This window comes from Kitasatospora sp. NPDC032121, from assembly GCF_055580145.1.
The window spans coordinates 24,392-41,366 of sequence record NZ_JBVILX010000033.1; the positions used below are offsets into that span (position 1 = coordinate 24,392).

A 16,975-nucleotide genomic window follows, 5' to 3' on the forward strand; every position below is an offset into this window, starting at 1 on the left:
TCGGTTGTGCGACGGCATCGGTTACCGGGGAGGGCACCCGTTTGTGCACGCCGGTTCGTGCCAGGTCGTGCGGACAACCAGACCGCCCGGGGTGAGGTGCTCACTCGACCAGGTCCGGCAGCACCCGCCGCCCGGCCGGACCGGGGCCGACAGCCTGACAGTGCGGACCGCGACAGCAGGAGCGGGCACGGTCGGTGCGGACGGCCGGCGGCGACGGCGGGGTCGGGTGGGAGTCGTCATGCCGAAGGTTCTGCCCAGCACGCCGCCGCGCCGAACCCGGCCGACGCCCGAACAGACCACGCCGGGGCGAAACTCACCGCCCCTCACCTGCGGTGGGGAGTTTCCGCCCCGGGGATCCGGGCCCGGGGCGGGGCATGGGAGGATCGGGTGGGCGGCGTGCCCGCACCCATTGCCCGCGGTGCGCGCCGCCTGGACGGCCAGCCAACTGCCCGATCCCGAGACGGTGTCGGGCCGCTACGACTACTGCCGGACGAGGGACAGGAAGTGTGTGGCCTCAAGACATAGGTGACACGAGAGTCTCAGGAGTTCATTGACAGTTGTCCCGGGACATCCTTGACGCTGTCGCGGGACCTCCTTGATCATTGGTTGCTGTGACTGAGGGGGACGACGCTGCTGGGCGGGGTCCGGGCTGGCTGGTCGAGCAGCGATACCGGGCGGTTCTTGAGGTGCTCGACGGCTCGCCGGTCAGCGAGGTGGCGGTGCGCTACGGGGTCTCCCGCCAGACGGTCTACACGTGGAAGGCCAAGCACGAGGCCGGCGGCCTGGACGGGCTCAAGGAGAAGTCCCGGCGGCCGCGCACGAGCCCGAACCGGCTCCCAGCCGAAACCGAGGCGCTCGTCTGCGAGATACGCCGAGCCAACCCGCGGTGGGGAGCCCGACGGATCGCCTACGAGATCGCGCGGACCGGAGCGACTCCGGCGCCGTCACGGGCGACCGTGCACCGGGTGCTGGATCGCAGCGGCCTGATCCGGCACCAGAAGCAGCAGCACCGTGGCCCCCTCGGCGACGAGGTGTACAAGGTGTACTCCCCTGACAACCAACTCTGGTTCGGCCAGGACCCGGCCAGCAAGGAATTCGGCGCCAACCGCTTCGCCGTCCCGGACGGCGCGCCGCTGTCCTTCGACTCGCACTCCCACTACATGGACGAGCCGAAGAAGGACCCCGCACCGGACGATGCTGCGGTCTCGGTCAACAACATTGGCCAAATCGTGGCCGGCAAGTACGACCACGTCACAAGGCAGGGCCAACGATGAGCATCCCGTCCCGTCGCACCTCGCTCGTCAGCGCCGCACCCTCGAACGCCCCGCGACCCGGCAAGCCGCTGACGCGGCGTCTCGCTGCGGCCGCCGTGCCCATCGCGCTCGTGCTGACGCTGACGGCCTGCGGGGCCTTCACCGCCGCCGTCGGCGACGGCGCCCGCCCGGACCCGACGGCGACGGCCCCGCTCATGGCGCCCGGGCAGGCCCTGCAGAAGCTCAACGCCCTGCTGGAAGAGGCGACCTCGAACGTGCAGCCGACGCTGCGGTATTGGGATGCCTGGCCTGAGACCAGGGAGCAGTACTCCTCCGGCCTGAACGAGCACTCCCTCGGCTACGCCAAAGCCTCCCGCAAGCGCCACGTCATGACCAAGGTCGCCCCCGCCAAGTACGCCACCCTGCTGGAAACGGTGCGGAGCGTGTGGGAGGCCAAGGCCTACCGCATCGAAACGGGCCCCGCCGGGCAGGCCGTGTCCGCCACCACGGCGGAGGGGTTCAGCGTGCGCATCGGCATCGGCTCCGCCGGGGACATCGACATCGAGGCCACTGTCAGCCCGATCCCGGTGCCCGATGGCCGGGACCTGTTCGGCACCCCGACACCCGACCCTGTCATGGCCAACGGCAACCCGGACATCCTGCCCAAGTACGACGACCCGTACTGGTCTGCCTGACCACCGGCCCGTCCCCTGTTCCACGTACCGTCTGCTGGGCTGCCGCCGTACGGCGCCCGCACCTTTGGAAAGTCCTCGAATGACCCCCGAACAGGCCGTCCAGGCACTCAACGCGCTCCTCGACGAGGCGATGTCCGCCATCCGCCCCCGGTTGCAGTACTGGGACGGCTGGCCGCGGTCCACCGAGCAGACCACAGGCCCCGACGACCGCCCCTTGGGCTACGCCGTTGCCACCCGCGACCGCTACATCATGACCAAGGTCGCCGCAGCCAAGTACGGCGCGCTGCTGGGCGTCGCCGAACGTGGCTGGCAGGCCCGCGGCTACCGGATCTCCTCCGTCAACCCCGGCCAGCCCGCCATGTTCGCCACCACGCCCACTGGGTTCAGCGCGTGCATGCTCTTCGGCGCCGCCGGCAACATCACCTTCCAAGCCACCGTGGGCGGACAAGATCTCCCGCGCGCTCAAGCCGATCTACACCGCGCCGACCGCCGATGCGGCCGAGGAGCGGTTCCTGGAGTTCCAGGAGGAGTGGGGCGCCAAGTACCCGGCGATCGTGCGGCTTTGGTCCAACGCATGGGCGGAGTTCGTGCCGTTCCTGCAGTTCGACGCGGAGATCCGCCGGGTGGTCTGCACGACGAACGCGATCGAGAGCGTGAACGCGCGCATCCGCAAGGCCGTCCGCGCCCGTGGGCACTTCCCCAACGAGGCCGCCGCACTCAAGTGTGTCGACATGGCCGTCATGAGCCTGGATGAAGTTCCACCAAGGCCGGGTAGTTAAGGATTTCGGCCGGGGTGCAAGGTGGGGACCGCTGGTGTGGCGGCTGCCGTGTAGCGGCCCCTGCGGACCTTCTTGATCAGCCCTTTCTCAGCCCAGCGGGTGAGCTGCCGGTAGGTGGTGACGAGGGTGACGTCGCCGAGGAGTTCGGCGATCTCTCTGGCCTGCCAGTGCCGCTCGGGTTCTTGCTGCAGCATGGTGAGGACTCGCGCCATGCGGTTGCTGGTTTTGCCGGGGCCGACGTACTGGGGGACGGTGGTCGCCGGCACGCCCACCCCGGTGGGGCCGAACACCGCGCCGATCACCGAGCGGGTTCCGGTCTCGACCAGCGTCATCAACTCGATCTGGGGATAGCCGCGGTGCGGGCAGCCCCCGAGCCAGGCCCGGTTGCGCTCGCTGTCGGGTGTCTTGATGGAACTGCAGCCGTCGAAGGAGACCGTGCGATAGGGGCCGAATCGCGCTCCCGGGGTGCGAGGTTGGGCCAGCGCTCCGGCCACCACCTCGAACAGGCCCTTCATCGGGGCGCAGCCGATCCGGCGTCGAAGATCGCGCAGACCCTTGGCGGTCGGTGCCGGATGCAGGTCGTCGAGGGCGGCGGTCATCTTGGCCCACACCAGTTCGTATCCGACCTCCGGGAACAGGCACATCGCGAGGAGGAAGTACACCCCGACCCGCGAGGGCAGGTCCCGCAGCCTCCGCTGGACCGCACGGGTCTCCTCCAGGACGGCGTCCACCAGCTCGAAGGGCAGCAAAGGGGTCAGGCCCCCGAGGTGCCCGGCAGCGAAACGCCCTGCGGCCAGGGTGATTTCCCGCGTGAGGGTGGTCAGGGCGGGCGGCGAGGCAGAATGGACAGACAACGCGGCTCCACGGGCAGGGCGTCTTGGTCGACACCTGCTCCAACGGGGCCGCGTTGCTTGCGTTCCGCGCACTGCGGTGTACCTCGACCCTTGCCTTGCACCCCGGCCGAAATCCTTAACTACCCGGCCTTGGTGGAACTTCACTCAGGTCCTTCCCCCGGAACCACGCCACCACCGGCCACTCCCTGGGGTCGGGGTCGTCGGTGAGCCAGAAGAACTGGCCGCCTTGCACCGTGTCGCCCCAGTGGAGCAGTCCCCCCGGCCGGTTGTGTCAGCACCGCTCACTGGGTTTTCGCGGGGTCCTTGCGGAGGAGCTCCTCGGCAGTGCAGGTCTGGTCGAGGTCCCGGACCAGACAGATGCTGAAGCCTCGGTCGTCACGCTGGATCCTGGCTATAAGGTTGCACTGGTTCCCACTGGTGTTCGCCGCCACCCCAAACCGCTTGCCCTCGGTCGCCGAGTCCGACTCCGTGAAACTGGTCGGCGATCCGTCCTGCACCCAGAAGCTCCACTTGCCGGCGGTCACAGTTGTCGTGCACTTGTAGTCGGGCACCGCATGGTCGATCCCGCTTGCCGTCAGGCCATGGCTGTCCGAGAGGTGCATCCTCGCGCCTGCCGCGTTGCTCCAGTCCCCGACCAGCTCGGCCTGCTTAATCACGGCCGTCTCGCCGCCGGCGGCGGCGCAGGACGTGCACGCGAGAACCAGGCACCCGAGGACCAGCGCCGCCCGACCGGACGCCCTGTTGAGCCGACGAGTTGGGCTGTGCGCCCTGTCATCGTGGCGGGACGACAGCCGACCCCCACGGCGGGCTTCGGCCCATCTCTCATACGTCGCTTCCATATCCGTTTCCCCACCACATCAGTTTGAGAGTGCCGCCGCGAGCACCGCGACGGCAGACCGCGGCGAGCGCCGGCACTTGGGCCGGCCAGCCTGCCACATTTATTGAACTTGTTCAATTTAAGCTTGATGGATCCGTTCAACCGACCCCGAGAGCTGCCCCGGGCCGCCCGAAGGGCCGCCCGGGGCACTCGGAGAACGACACGGCGGATCTCCGCCCGAACCGAGCTGCCACCAGCGTGCGAACACGGCAACCGGTCCCGGCCGCCGAGGAGGCCGACGGCCGGGACACGTCCGAGTGGAGCAGACTATTCGCTGGGGAGGAGGACGGCCCGATATCCCCACGCCACCGAGACGGGATCGAACTGTTCCGGATCGCATCGGTCACGGTCAGCCGTTACCGATACCGGGCCAGCGCGATCCCCAACCCATGGAAGCCTGCGAACCCCGTCTGACGGCAGAGACCGTGGAGAGCCCGTTGCGTTGAGAGGCGCACGGCAGGTTCGGCGAGAGGCCCGGAGAAACGGACCGAGAGCAATCCCGGCACCGCGCTCCGGGCCTACTCAGCGATCGGGCCAAGCCGCAGGCCCCACTGATCCGTCTCGCCCGCGTCTTCGTATCTTTGGTGCCATGGCGAATGAAGCAGAGCCGGCACCGCACACCAATCGGTGGGATAACACGGCGAATTCGGTCCCGGGCAGCAGCGAGTCCTACCGGGACGTCTGCACGTGCTTCGACCAGGGCCGGGCCAGCAACCGGCTACGGGTGCGCTTCCACCGTGAGCGTCAGGACACATCTTCGCCGGCCTGGCAGCACCTCCTGGCGCTGATCGAGGAAGCCGCCGCCGACGGACGGGAGGTGTTTCGGCCCTTGGTGGCGATGAGTCCCCGAGAGCGACGCCAGATCGTCACCCTGCCGCCCAGCATCGCGAAGCTCACCGCCGTCAAGCACGTGGACCTGGTGCACGCCGCGCTCACGCGCCGGTGCGGTGGGGTGCGGGCCCTGGCGGTACTGCTGGTCACCGTCGGGACAGGGCGGCCACCTGATCGGGGTCAGGGACGGCGGGTGACCCCTCCGGCGGTGAACCACTGCACGAGCGTCGCCGCCAAGGTGCAGCCGTCGCCTGTCGTGTCTACGTGGCATCGACGTACTCGACTGCGGCGCGAAGGAAGGCGGCCCAGCCTCGCGGCCGGCCTGCTCCAGGCCGGTCAGCGGGGTGAATCACAGGCTTGTGAGCTCTCAAGACTCAGTTGACACTCAGCCGGCTGGTCCGGTGGTTCCCGGAATGCGTGAGGGTGCCCTGCCGGCAGGGCACCCTCACGTTCGTTCAGGATGTGCTGTGTTCCGGAACCGGCCCGTGGATGGCCTCGGGGAAGCCAACGACGAGTACCGCGTCCTGGGATTCCTTCCAGAATTGCAGCGAGTCACCTGACTTCTTCTGCATCGAAGCCTCCCCGACCCCTTCTATTCTGACTGTCATTGCCTTCTCAGAGCATCCGACGGTCGCGAATTTAAAGGGGTCCAGCCGGGCGGACGCCAGAGTGTATTTCCCTTCAAGAATTGTTCCAGGGAATTCCTGACGGCTGTCCGAGGATCCGGTGCGGCCGGCTGGCCGGGGTGACCCGAGTGAGGTAGGCGCCGTGGTGGTCGGCTCGGTCAGCATGTCGGGCAGGAGCGCAACATGGCAGGCTCCGTCCCTCACCGAGAGGATCACGTTGGCGCCCGAGATTTCGGCGACCCCCAGGATCTTCGCGACGCCCTTGGATGGTGGGGCGTCGATGCTGCGCTGGATCGGCCCGTCCACGGATGTGGCGGCGAGCCCGTCCAGGGCCCAGGGCCCGTCACCGCCTTGAGGCGGGGTGTCGCCGCCGGTACATGCGGTCGTGAGGCCGGCCGTGAGGAGAAGTATCGTGCCCGCGAGCCAACTCGATCGCCGCATGTGCTGAACTCTCCTAGTCTATCGAGTGACAGGCGTCGCCACCGCCGACGTAACAGTCGCCGACCGAGGTGGCCGACGCCGTACTTCCGTATGAGAGCACGGTTCGACAGCCCGGTACGCGAGTCACGGCGGATCGCCGCATACAGATCGACCTTGGACTTCGGCAACATCCCGGCTCCCTCGTCGTGCAGAGCACAACCATGGTCCCGAAGCAAGCACTCAGGTGTTCTCGAAACCCGGCGACATCACTCTCCCGTGGCACAGGGTGCTCTCACCGCTCAGCGACAGGTGCTCTCACGACACACGTATAAAGCCAAGCGTCGTTCGGAGACACGGCCGAGCAGGGCTTGCATCACCGCGAGGGTGACCAGCGCGGCGTCGCTGAGCTTGGGCGCGATGCCGATCACGGGCCGCCACGGGGCCAGGTGCGGCGATTCCTTCAGCAGGTCGTCGGTCTTCACGTAGAGTGCGGTGGCGAGGGAGTCCAGGTCTGGCGTCACAACCGATCTTTGGACTCCCTCGTCTCATGTCATGCACGGGTGGCGGGGATAATCCGGGTGTATGCCCGGCGCGTCGTCTGTACGCTGCGGCCGTGGAATTTTCGTCCGGCTGGAGCACTGGCCCGGCGTTCGACAACCGAACCCTCACTGTCGAGATCGCTGGCTCCGTACCGACGGCGGCAGGCGCCCAGCAGGTGGTCGAGATCCTCTTCGGGCGGGGCTGGCGAGTGCGCAAGCAGTCGTGGACCGAGTTCGAAGCCGAACACACCTACGCCCGGTTGTCTGTGCTGCCGCTGGACCCGGTGATCTTCACGGGCGAGATCGCGATCGCTGGGATCACCGAGTTGATCGAGACCTTCGGCCGGATCGGCCACCATTGCACCATCGAGCTCTACGACCCGGACAGCGGCGAACTCCTGGCCGAACGCCCGATCCACCCTGGTTAAGCATCGAACCGACGAGCGGCCACGATCGTTGACCGCATCCACCAATAGCCCTTGGCATCAGTCATCTAGGCTCTCGGGATGGCCAATGATCTTCACCTCACGGTCCTAGGTTGCGCGACTCCGTACCCGAGCGTGGACAACCCGTGTTCCGGCTACCTGGTCTCCAGCGGAGACACGCATGTGTGGGTGGACGCAGGCAGTGGGACGCTGGGGCCACTTCAGCGTCATGTCCGTTTGGACGAGCTCAGCGCGATCTGGATCTCGCATCTGCACGCCGATCACAGCGCGGATCTGCTCACCGCGTACTACGGCGCCTTGTATTCAGACGTCCGACTCACGACACCGATCCCTTTGTATGGTCCGCCCGGCATCGCCGACCGACTGGCGGGCTTCCTCACCAACACGTCGACCCGCAGCCCGATCGAATCCGCCTTCACGGTCACCGAGTTGTATGACGGCCACCAGACGGACATCGGCCCGCTCCGGCTGACCAGCCGTTCGGTGGCGCACGGCATTCCGGCCTTCGCACTACGTGTCGAGACTTCGGGTCGGTCGCTGGTCTACTCGGGGGACACCGCGCCTTGCGCCAGCCTGACCCAGCTGGCCGACGGATGCGACGCGCTGCTGTGTGAGGCCGAGAGTGCGCAAGTCCCCACTGAGGGCGACCGGGTTCATCACACTCCCGAGGAAGCCGGGGCGACCGCGAGCGCGGCCGGGGCCGGCCGGTTGATCGTCACCCATGTCGGCCGGTTCCTCACGCCGCAGCAGGCAGTGGCGCGAGCCTCGGCCCGCTTCGACGGCCCCATCGAATACGCCACTCCCGGATCCACCTTCGAGGTTGCTCAGGCGGCCAGCTCCCCCGAACGTTCGACGAGCTGACCTCGTTCGAAGCGTGCACCGATAGCCTGGTGCGTGCCCTGGTGGCCGGATTCGACTCCCCCGCGCCCGTTCGGATCCGCTGACGGCGGGCGGCGGTCCGCCCGCCGCCCGCTCGCGCTATGCGTTGCGCAGCGCGGCCGTGATGCCCAGCAGTGAGGTGGCGCGTGGCGCGGCGTCGACCACCGCCCGGGCCCTGTCGGCGTCGGCCTCCTCAGCCAGCACGTAGACGGGGCCGCTCTGTCCGGGCTCCGACGGGCCCCGGTCCTGCACGGCCAGGACGAGGGCGCGGCTCGCGGCGTCGTCCTCGGCCGTGATGACGATTTGCCAGGGGCGGCCGAGGTGGTCGTAGGCGGTGCGCCGGGTAGGGCCGTACGGGGCGGGTCCCGCTGCGGGCTCGGGGAGCCGGTGGTGGAGACGGTGCAGTGCCTTGGTGTCCGGGAAGAGGAGCGGCGGGGCCAGGGCGGCGCGCAGCTCTCCGTCCAGCCAGGCGTCGTAGAGCGGGTCCGTGGCGGCGTGGGCCTCGCGCCAGGCGGCGAACGCCGGTTCCTGGGCGAGCTCTTCGTAGAGGGCGTGGGCCCGGTCGGCGAGCTGGGTCAGTTCGACGGCGAGGTAGCGCTCCCCGGAGAGGCCGACGTCCTGGGCTCCGCCGTTGCCGCTGTGGCCGGCGGCATGGCGGCCCGCCTGCTCCAGCGTGGCCTTGGCCTGGTCGAGATCGGCGAGTGTGCTGGGGCGGCCGTGGCCGGTGCGGGCGAGCAGCTCGGCGTCGTCGACCAGGTTCCGGGCCCGGCTGCGGGCTCTGGCCGCGTCCAGTGCGCGGTGCAGCCGTGCGGCGCGCTCTCGGCAGATCGCCTCCTCGGCGCGCAGGCTGCATACGATGTGGGCCCAGGTCAGCCGGCTCGCCCGCGGCTCGGCCTGCTCGGTCTGCTTGCTCTTCACGGCGCGGCGGCCGGTGGGGCGGGCGGTGCGGTTGTCGATGGCCCGGGCGAGGATGCCGGCGGCCTGGGCAGCTCCGGCGCCGACCGGCAGGACCAGGTGGATCAGGTCGCGGTCGCGCTCGACGTGCCAGCGCTCGTAGGTCTCCTGAAGCCGGGCCTCGGGCTTCAGGGCGTCGTGCAGGAAGTCCTGGATCTCGTAGAGGTGGAGCAGGGCCGCTTCCAGGCGCGGGCCGTCCTGCTCCGAGCGCTCCAGCCGACCGTCGGCCGGGGCGAGTTGCGCGGGCAGCCGCCGGTGGAGATGGGTGTCCGAGACCCGGTAGGGCGCCACGTCCGGGACGCTCATGCTCTCCAGGAGCCGGTTGCCGACGCGGGGTTCGGGGCGCAGCCGCACGACCAGGCGGTGGTCGGTGCGCGCGATGATGCGCTGCAGGTCGGCGAACGACGGCTCTCTGCTGCCGTTCTCGTACTTGCTCAGCGCCGCCTGTCCCAGTCCCACGTCCTCGGCCAGCGCGCTCTGGGACAGGTTCTCGCTGCGCAGGCGGGCCCGGCCGAGGAGCCAGGACGCGCGGATCGCCGCGAACGGGTTCGGGTAGTGCGCCATTCAAGGCCCCCAGCAGCGTATATTCCAAAATGGACTATGAATATGACAGTTCCTGCGGCCGGTTGGCAAGCCCTTCCCCCTGCGCACGCCGAAGCAATCCGCTCCCACCGTCCCGAGGTCGATGGTGACCGGGATGGTCCTGAGTCGGCGGCACGGCGAGGAGTCGTCCATCGACATGCGGCTGACCGACGCGGCTCGGCGGCTCGTCCGCCGCCGGTACCAGGCGATGCCGGCCTGGCGGCAGCACCTCCTCAAGGCGAAGGCCGAACCCTGGAAGCCGCGCTACCCCTCGATGCGCAAGGGCCGACAATTCAACGCCGATCTGCGCGAGCGCATGTCGATCGTCGTCTCCAGGCTGCGCGCCCTCGGGTGGCAGATCGGTTCGCAGCTCCCGACCCGCACCGAGGTCCTCCTCAGCGACCAGGCGGCCGGCTGGGAGGAGGAACGCATCGCGGGTGACCGGTTCTGGGTGATGCCCAGCGACGGCGGACCTCTGGCATATGGGGTTGCCGCCGGCGGCGAGTACCCGTGGCGCCAGTGGGATGTCCAGACGCCGTGGGGCAGCGCCGTGGGAGATCCTTCCGGCCCCACCGCCATCGCCACCGAGATCGACCAGGTGCTTCGCCGAGGTGTTCCACCCGGTGTCACAACGTGGCCAGTGCTGGGCCACGCCCCGGCAGACCGCCGACCTCGGGAGAGGACCCCCCGCCGTACGGCAGACGCTTCCGATCAAGAGGCCCCGGTCCAGGATTCACTGACCCTCTGGGACATGCCGCTGGTCAACCCCCGGCACGTCTGGTGGAAGCACCGGCTCGTGCTGGAGAGCACCCCCGATCTGCCGGCACCGTCCGGCGAACTGCCCCGCTGGGAACGGCATGTGCCGGACCTGCCGTTCCGGACCGTCCCGAAGCGCTACGAGCCGGGCCTGTGGGAGATCGCACGCCGATACCGGGGACAGTACTTCCTGCCCCGGACCCTCCCTCAAGAGCACCAGGAGATCCTTCGCCGTGCCCGGGCGGCCGCGCGCGCCGTCGAGGAGGCACCTCCCAAGATCGGGGATGAGCTCCTCTACCGCGCCGAACCGCCCCTTTCCGTTGCCCCGGCCGGCCGGTCAGTCAAGGTCGGCGGACGCCAGGGCCACCGCGAGCACCCAGTACGGGACGGCTTCCAGGCACTGCTCGGCCATCATGCTCGGGTCGGACGCCGTGCCCGCGTCGTTCAGCGCCAGCAGCCCGGCACCGATCGCCGCGTCGACCGCCGCGTCCAGGACCTCGGCTGCCGTGAACTCCCCGCACGCCACCAGCTCACGTACCAGGGCGACAGCCTTCGCCGGATCGCCGCGCCACAGCTCGGCGACCTCGTCACCGGCGCCCGCCAGGTCGATGACCGCGCTCTGTTCCGCGGTCGGCAGCGGCACGGGCCAGGACGCTCCGGGCTCCTCCACGATCTCCTGCGCCCGCGCCAGCGCCACCCTGGCGGCGCTCGTGCGCCGGTTGCTCCCGCTCCCGAGCGACCGCGGCCGGCCACCGGGCCTCGTCCTCGGCCCGGGCCACCTCCAGCAACGGGGCGGCCGTGTGGCTGAGGTAGACGACCGGCAGGGGATCCACCACCACCGCTTCCTGCCCGGGCGGGGCATCCGCGACCGGCTGGTACAGCGCCTGCGCCGCCGTGGCGCAGGCCCCGACCGTGGTGGTCAGAGCGGCGATCAGCCGGGCATGGCGACGTCGGCGTGCGGGCAGGTCCAGACGGGCGCGGTCACCCCCGCACTATGCCGCGCCGCACCCGCCGGCGACGTCCGTTCCCGTGAACATCGTGCGGGGGTGACCGCGCCTCTGGTAGGACGCACCGGTCATCGCCGGGAGCAGCAGCGGCCCGCCGATCGCAGCGGTGTCCGGACGGACAGCCTGGCCGAGGACGGCGCCGACGCCCGGGTACAGGTGGAGACCGGACGCGTCGACCACCGGCGCCTGACCGGGGTGTGTGCGACGACACCCGAAACTCACCGGCCCCGGGGCGAAACTCACCGGGCCGAGCGGGCAAACTCACCAGCCGCCCCGGGGCGAAACTCCCCATCGCAGGTCAGGGGCGGTGGCGAAACTCCCCCAGTGGAGGTCAAGCAGGGTGCAACGCGCGCGGGGAGTGCAACACGTGCTGGCCACGGGTCCGCTCAACGGGGGTTTTCGCAGGTCAGGACTGCAACGCGGTGGCCGGGTGGCCCGGCGCGTTGCAGTCGTGTCGCACCGCGCGTTGCAGTGACGGCCGAACAGGCGGGGGTTGTCGTGTGACAGCGAAGGTGGACGGCAGGCCAGGGAAGTTGGACCGAACGCAGTTCGTGACAGCGAAGTTGGATCACTGCTGGTCAGGAGGCCGACGCGGTCGCCTGTCGGACTCCCGAAACCGTCCTCCTGCTCTTGACCGCAGCAGGCACCCAACGGCCCGAGCCGGTGGCTGGGCGTCAGAACGGTGGTTCGGTGGAGTAGGCGGCGGTGGCTATCCAGGGATCAAATACCGGATCGGGCAACGACCGCTGCTGGAAGGCGGCCACGGCTTCCCCGACGCGGCCAAGCTCGATGAGGATTTTGGCCCGGGACGAGGTGTTGTGGGCGGAGTCTCGTTCGAGCGCGGCGAGCGCCTCTTCAGTACGGCCAGCTGCGGCGAGCAGGTCGGAAACGGAGCGGACCGCGTAGGGGGCGACGCCCTCGGGATGGGCCCGGGCCAGATCGATCGCCTCGTCGATCCGGTCGCAGGCGGCCATGAGCGCGAGCCGCGGCCCGAAAAACTCCCAGCTCTCTTGCCCTCCGTGGCGTTCCCGCATGGCATCGAGGTACGCCAGGCCGTCCTCGGCCCGACCGTACTCGGCATACAGGTCGCAGAGCGCGCCGACAATCCAGTCCTCCCCGTTGCCGGGACCCTCCGTGAAGGCCTGCAGTTCCTCGAGCGCCTCGTGGCCGCGGCCGTGCCGGGCCAACAACTGCGCCAGCGCCACCGCGTGGTTCTGGCTCCAGTGCGGCGGGTTGTCCGGGTTCCGGTAGACGGCGGCCGCGCCGTCCACGTCGCCGCACTCCTCCAGCTCCTCGGCTAGGCGCTCGGCGGCGAACCCGTGCTGCCTACCGGCCGCGTAGGCGCGCAGCTCCCCAATCCGGCCGTGCCGGGCCAACAGGTCGGCCAGCGGATCGCGGCCGTTGACCGAGCAGGCCCCGGAGGTGCGCAGCAGGGCGATCGCCTCCTCGGTGCGGCCCTGGCGCTCACGGATCGCGGCGAGCAGGTTGACGGCGTTGAACGGCTCCAGACGAAGCCTGTCGCAGTCGGGGTCGTCGCAGGCCGGGACCGCCGCCGCGATCCGGGCTTCCAGCAGCGCCGCGGCCTCCTCGTCCAGGCCCGCCGTCTTGGCGACGTCCACCAGGGCCGCAGCGAGGAACCAGTCCTCGGTCCCGGGCCGAAGCAGCGCGAACGCCTCCTCGGCCCGGCCGTGGCGGGCCAGCAGACGCGCGAAGAACTCCAGGACCAAGCGGTCCCCGGCCTGCGCATACGGGCGGGACGACGCGATCGCCTCCTCGCCACGCCCCCAGCCCTCCAGCAGCTCGGCTCGGGCCCGGGCCGCCGGCCACCAGCCCGTCGCCACGTACGGAGCGAGGACCTCCAACGCCTGCTCGTACTGCTGCCGCTCGCCCAGCAGCCGCGCCCACGCCAGCGCGCAGAACCACTCCCCACGCCCGGCCTGCACCTCGACCTCCCGCTCATGGCCGAGTTCGAGCAGCCGGACAACCAGCGAGGAAGGAATGTAGCCCGACGAGGTCCGGGCCCGACGTTCGAGATCAGCAGCGTCCACGGCCTTGCACCCTAGACCCCGCCCCCGACAAGACTCCGCACCCGCCGACGATCAAACTCCGTTGAGACTGGTCAGCCACCGGCGCGCTGTCCAGCTTCCGGCGATGGGGGTGCAACCCAGGCGCGCTGCTCTGGCCCGGGGCGATCCAAGTTCGCTGTCACGAACTGCGTTCGGTCCAACTTCGGTGGCAATCGGTCCAGCTCCGCTGTCACAGGTCAGCCAATGACCCGTCTCATCGAAGTTTGACGAGTCTCAACGAAGTTTGACCGCTTGCCGGACGGACGGGCCCAACCGAAGTTCGTCAGGCATCCCCTGCTGCCGATTGGCCTCCGGCCAGGTCAGCAGTTCCGTGCAAGACTTCGCCGGTGCTGCTGACCTGGATCGCCGAACTGGCCGACGAACCCCTGGCCCTCGAGCCCGCCGACCGTCCGGCGGAGTGGGAGACCAACACCTGGCACCTGAACGCCGAGGTGGAGGACCGTCAATCCCTCTCCGTCGCCGCGGTGGCCGCCGCCTTCGAACGGACGGCGGCCACCCTCCGGGCCCGGATCCGCGCCACCGGCTACTCCGGCCCAGCGACCTTCTACGTCTGGCACGACGAGGTGGCCGGCCAACTCCGCTGCTCGACCGGGACGGTGGCCCCGGACGACCTCCCCTTCGGCGGCGCGTACGCGGCCACCACGGACCCCGGTCTGGTCATCGTCCCCTTCCTGGCCGACGACAACCCGGGCGTGATCGCCATCACCGACACGGAGGAGCCGTACGGTCCACCTGAGCCGATCCCGTTCCCGGTCTGGGTCAGCGCCGTCGGCGCCGACGGCGCCTGACGTGGCCTCAGACCTGAACCCGGCGGTCAAACCTCGATGAGACACGCCCTCACCGGTCAAACTTCGGCGAGACTCATCATCCAGCCGGGCCGCCCCGCGCGGCCTCCAGAAGAGCTTCTGCCAGGTCGCGGGCGAGATCACGGTGCCGGTGACCAGGGCACCGGGCACGACGAGCGTGACCTCCAGGCGATCGGCCTCGATGCCCTCGTGCTCCGCGCCCAGGCGCAGCAGTTCGAGGTAGGGGTCGGGGTGGTGGCGCGGTCTCCGGTCAGCACTCGGAACACGGCCTGGCCCGGCGCCCGAGTCGGGCTCAGCAACTGCGGGAGACACCGGGACCGGTCGCCGCTACACCGCCTCGTCGGGTCGCCGCCCGATCGGCGGCTGCCTCCAAGAGCTCGGCGTCAGTTGTCGCTGTACTCCCACTGCTCGATGCAGAACAGGGCCCCGGTGATCGTGCTGTCCCCGGCCCGCTCGGCCCGCACCCACACGTTGAGCTCGGCCGAGCCCACGTTCCCGTACGGGGTGTAGCAGAGGTCCAGCAGATGGTCCTCGGCGTACCGGAAGAGCTCCGCCTCGACAACGGAGGGCCGGCGGCCGACCAGCTCGACGCCGTCGAGGAGGACCTGCGGGCCGGTGCGGCCGTGGACGCTCACCGCGCCCAGCTCGGGGCCCCCCGGGCCCTCCCAGTAGTGCGCGCTCACGCCGGCATGGTCGTAGTGCTCGTCGTCCAGCTCCCACTTCTCGGGGTCGCGGCCCCCTCCCGGCAGGCATGGGTGATGGCCCTCGCGTTCGACGGGCTCCTCGCCGCCCAGCGCGGCGGCCACCTGCAGCGGGCTCATCCCGAACCGCAGCGGCCCGATACCCCTCAGTGGACAACATCTTCCTCCAGGACCTGAACGACACCTGCGAGCAACCGGCCTGGCCGCGCAATCACACCGCCGCCGAGCGCCAGGCGTGCCACGTGATCGCCCACACCTACTACTCGGCGGTCGTCGCCTTCGGCTGACCCGCCAACCACCCGGACGACCCGCGCCGACCACCCGGAACACCGGGTGGTCGGCGCATCCTTGCCAGGACTGACCCGCCATGTACGCCTCCCGGACACGAGATCCTCGACGAAACGACGACCGCTCACACCACGCGGGCGAAACCGGAAGATGCCGGGATCACCACCAGACAATCCGACCCGGCATTCTGGCCATCGTCCCGGGCGCGGCCGGCGGCACCAGAGCCGGCCTCCAGCATCCCGGTCTCGTCACGGAGGAGTTCGGTGATCCAGTCGGCAACGCCGACCGGGAGTCGGACGGTGCGCTGTTCGATTCCGTACGGCGTGCCGATGGTCACCCAGACGTCATCCCCGGCGACGGCACCGGGGGCGACGGCCTGGTCTGCGAAGTCCTCCAGGGCGTCGGCGAGGTCGGCGGCCGCGGCCCCGCTGTCGGTGCCGGTCACCAGCTCGCCGGGCCGGCGGGGCCGGCGGGCTGCGGGGCCTGGCGGATGGTGTCGGGGTGGTGGAGGTACCAGCCCCAGTCGTCAAAGCCGGGCTCCCGCGCACCAGGGCGACCCAGGCAGGGGAGCCATGGTGCAGACGCCAGGCCTCGATCCGGCCGGACCGCCACCGGCCACCGAGGCGGATCTCGGCCCAGCGCCAGCGCGGCTCGGTGTCCCAGCAGCGGCCGGGGCCGAACATCAGCGCGCACGGCGCCCGCTCCTCGTCACCGAGCTGATGCGCCGGCTGGCCGGGATGATGCCTGTCCGGGCGCCGCAGCACGGCGGCTGCGGTACGGGTGCGCTCCAGCCAGCTCATGACCTGGCGCAGCGTGGCGGGGTCGAGCTGTTGGGTGAGGTCACGGACGCTCTGGTGGTCGTCGTCGCTCAGCTGGTGGAGGCCGGCGCGTTCCAGGGCGGTGTAGAGGGGCTGGGCTGCGGTGCCCGCGAGGCGGCGGTGGGCGGCGTCCATGGTCTGGCGGCCTGGAGGGCGGCCTCGCGCGGGCGCACGGCGACGTCGCGGCGGTGGCGGTCACGGCCCAGCGCGTACCTGGAAGGCGGTGTCATAGTCGGGGTCGTAGCGCTCGGCTCGGGCCTCGGCGGTGTGGTCGCGCACGCGCTGACACTCGGCGCAGGTGTGGGCCGCGGTGGCGAGGTCAATCACGCTCGACTTGTGACGGCGAGAGCATCCCCCCGGGGCGCGCAGTGCACCGCAGCCTCCGGTACCTGAGCGGTCGTTCCCCGCGCAGCCGCGGGTGCGCGACTGTCAACGGCCATTGAGCTCGCCCCGCTGGCGGCCAGAGATTCGCCCCACCTGCGGTCTTCAGGACCGCCCCGGTGGCGGCCAGATAATCTCCCCGCCTGATGAGGTGCTGATCAGCTGAAGGGCTTCACTCCCTTGCCGGTGGTGGCCTGGGTGAGCCGGTAGCTGTCACCCTGGGTGACGACGATGTGGGCGTGGTGCATGAGCCGGTCGACCGTGGCGGTGGCCAGGGTCTTGGGCATGATCTCGTCGAATCCATCTGGGGCTGGCACTTGTTCCCTCACACGAGTTGCCGCTGCCACCAGGCCGTTTCCTGTTCCTGCGGTCCTCGTTGGTTCTCGCGGTGGCCCC

At 70.1% G+C, this 16,975-nt stretch carries 15 protein-coding genes and 4 pseudogenes; 9 read left to right on the forward strand and 10 right to left on the reverse strand.

Features of this window, described 5'->3' with window-relative positions; all coding sequences use genetic code 11:
- Positions 1–611 precede the first annotated feature (611 nt).
- The 3 genes and pseudogenes from ACZ5OX_RS38230 to ACZ5OX_RS38240 form a co-directional block, all read left to right on the forward strand.
- Positions 612–1,274, forward strand: coding sequence for a helix-turn-helix domain-containing protein (locus tag ACZ5OX_RS38230; RefSeq protein WP_465636691.1), 663 nt, complete (start codon positions 612–614; stop codon positions 1,272–1,274).
- Positions 1,271–1,948 carry a hypothetical protein gene (locus tag ACZ5OX_RS38235; protein ID WP_392926203.1) on the forward strand — a complete coding sequence of 226 codons (678 nt, stop codon included), beginning with the start codon at positions 1,271–1,273 and terminating at the stop codon, positions 1,946–1,948. The genes ACZ5OX_RS38230 and ACZ5OX_RS38235 overlap by 4 nt, the downstream gene beginning before the upstream one ends.
- Positions 1,949–2,373: 425 nt before the next feature.
- Positions 2,374–2,700: pseudogene (locus ACZ5OX_RS38240) on the forward strand (transposase); the annotation flags it as partial.
- Positions 2,701–3,002: 302 nt separating this feature from the next.
- Here the strand turns inward: ACZ5OX_RS38240 and ACZ5OX_RS38245 are convergent.
- Both ACZ5OX_RS38245 and ACZ5OX_RS38250 read right to left on the reverse strand, forming a co-directional pair.
- A pseudogene (locus ACZ5OX_RS38245) lies at positions 3,003–3,551 on the reverse strand (transposase domain-containing protein); the annotation flags it as partial.
- A gap of 311 nt (positions 3,552–3,862) precedes the next feature.
- On the reverse strand, positions 3,863–4,420 hold the full coding sequence (locus ACZ5OX_RS38250) for a hypothetical protein (protein WP_465636693.1): 558 nt from the start codon (positions 4,418–4,420) through the stop codon (positions 3,863–3,865).
- 627 nt (positions 4,421–5,047) lie between these two features.
- On the opposite strand from ACZ5OX_RS38250, the gene ACZ5OX_RS38255 reads away from it, so the two are divergent.
- Positions 5,048–5,671 (forward strand): hypothetical protein, encoded by a 624-nt coding sequence (locus ACZ5OX_RS38255; protein WP_465636695.1) that lies wholly within the window; start codon positions 5,048–5,050, stop codon positions 5,669–5,671.
- Between the two features lie 73 nt (positions 5,672–5,744).
- Here the strand turns inward: ACZ5OX_RS38255 and ACZ5OX_RS38260 are convergent, their stop codons facing one another.
- The gene (locus ACZ5OX_RS38260; protein ID WP_465636697.1) at positions 5,745–6,356 is read right to left on the reverse strand and encodes a hypothetical protein; all 612 of its coding nucleotides are present in this window, start codon (positions 6,354–6,356) and stop codon (positions 5,745–5,747) included.
- Between the two features lie 317 nt (positions 6,357–6,673).
- Positions 6,674–6,856, reverse strand: a pseudogene (locus ACZ5OX_RS38265) (IS982 family transposase); the annotation flags it as partial.
- A gap of 92 nt (positions 6,857–6,948) precedes the next feature.
- Between ACZ5OX_RS38265 and ACZ5OX_RS38270 the strand changes: the two are divergent.
- Together ACZ5OX_RS38270 and ACZ5OX_RS38275 are read left to right on the forward strand one after the other, a co-directional pair.
- The gene (locus tag ACZ5OX_RS38270) at positions 6,949–7,302 is read left to right on the forward strand and encodes a hypothetical protein (protein ID WP_465636699.1); all 354 of its coding nucleotides are present in this window, start codon (positions 6,949–6,951) and stop codon (positions 7,300–7,302) included.
- A 78-nt stretch (positions 7,303–7,380) separates the two neighbouring features.
- Positions 7,381–8,181 (forward strand): MBL fold metallo-hydrolase, encoded by an 801-nt coding sequence (locus tag ACZ5OX_RS38275; RefSeq protein WP_465636701.1) that lies wholly within the window; start codon positions 7,381–7,383, stop codon positions 8,179–8,181.
- Between the two features lie 117 nt (positions 8,182–8,298).
- Here the strand turns inward: ACZ5OX_RS38275 and ACZ5OX_RS38280 are convergent, their stop codons facing one another.
- The 3 genes from ACZ5OX_RS38280 to ACZ5OX_RS38290 all read right to left on the reverse strand — a co-directional run bounded on the left by ACZ5OX_RS38280 (position 8,299) and on the right by ACZ5OX_RS38290 (position 13,546).
- A complete protein-coding gene (locus ACZ5OX_RS38280; protein ID WP_465636703.1) occupies positions 8,299–9,717 on the reverse strand; it encodes a helix-turn-helix domain-containing protein in 1,419 nt (472 codons plus the stop codon).
- 1,111 nt (positions 9,718–10,828) lie between these two features.
- Positions 10,829–11,188, reverse strand: a complete 360-nt coding sequence (locus ACZ5OX_RS38285; protein ID WP_465636705.1) for a hypothetical protein — start codon at positions 11,186–11,188, stop codon at positions 10,829–10,831.
- Between the two features lie 984 nt (positions 11,189–12,172).
- Entirely contained in the window at positions 12,173–13,546 is a 1,374-nt protein-coding gene (locus ACZ5OX_RS38290; protein ID WP_465636706.1) for a tetratricopeptide repeat protein, read from the reverse strand.
- 365 nt (positions 13,547–13,911) lie between these two features.
- On the opposite strand from ACZ5OX_RS38290, the gene ACZ5OX_RS38295 reads away from it, so the two are divergent.
- Complete coding sequence (locus tag ACZ5OX_RS38295; protein WP_465636708.1) at positions 13,912–14,373, forward strand: hypothetical protein; 462 nt, start codon at positions 13,912–13,914, stop codon at positions 14,371–14,373.
- Between the two features lie 401 nt (positions 14,374–14,774).
- On the opposite strand, the gene ACZ5OX_RS38300 is transcribed toward ACZ5OX_RS38295, so the two are convergent.
- The gene (locus tag ACZ5OX_RS38300; RefSeq protein ID WP_465636710.1) at positions 14,775–15,212 is read right to left on the reverse strand and encodes a hypothetical protein; all 438 of its coding nucleotides are present in this window, start codon (positions 15,210–15,212) and stop codon (positions 14,775–14,777) included.
- 29 nt (positions 15,213–15,241) lie between these two features.
- Between ACZ5OX_RS38300 and ACZ5OX_RS38305 the strand changes: the two genes are divergently transcribed.
- Positions 15,242–15,379 carry a hypothetical protein gene (locus ACZ5OX_RS38305; protein WP_465636711.1) on the forward strand — a complete coding sequence of 46 codons (138 nt, stop codon included), beginning with the start codon at positions 15,242–15,244 and terminating at the stop codon, positions 15,377–15,379.
- 125 nt (positions 15,380–15,504) lie between these two features.
- Here the strand turns inward: ACZ5OX_RS38305 and ACZ5OX_RS38310 are convergent, their stop codons facing one another.
- Entirely contained in the window at positions 15,505–15,825 is a 321-nt protein-coding gene (locus tag ACZ5OX_RS38310; protein WP_465636713.1) for a hypothetical protein, read from the reverse strand.
- Positions 15,826–15,952: 127 nt separating this feature from the next.
- Here ACZ5OX_RS38310 and ACZ5OX_RS38315 point away from each other — a divergent pair, with 127 nt between their 5' ends.
- Positions 15,953–16,591 (forward strand): hypothetical protein, encoded by a 639-nt coding sequence (locus tag ACZ5OX_RS38315; RefSeq protein ID WP_465636714.1) that lies wholly within the window; start codon positions 15,953–15,955, stop codon positions 16,589–16,591.
- A 146-nt stretch (positions 16,592–16,737) separates the two neighbouring features.
- On the opposite strand, the pseudogene ACZ5OX_RS38320 reads toward ACZ5OX_RS38315, so the two are convergent.
- A pseudogene (locus tag ACZ5OX_RS38320) lies at positions 16,738–16,887 on the reverse strand (ATP-binding protein); the annotation flags it as partial.
- Positions 16,888–16,975: the final 88 nt, after the last annotated feature.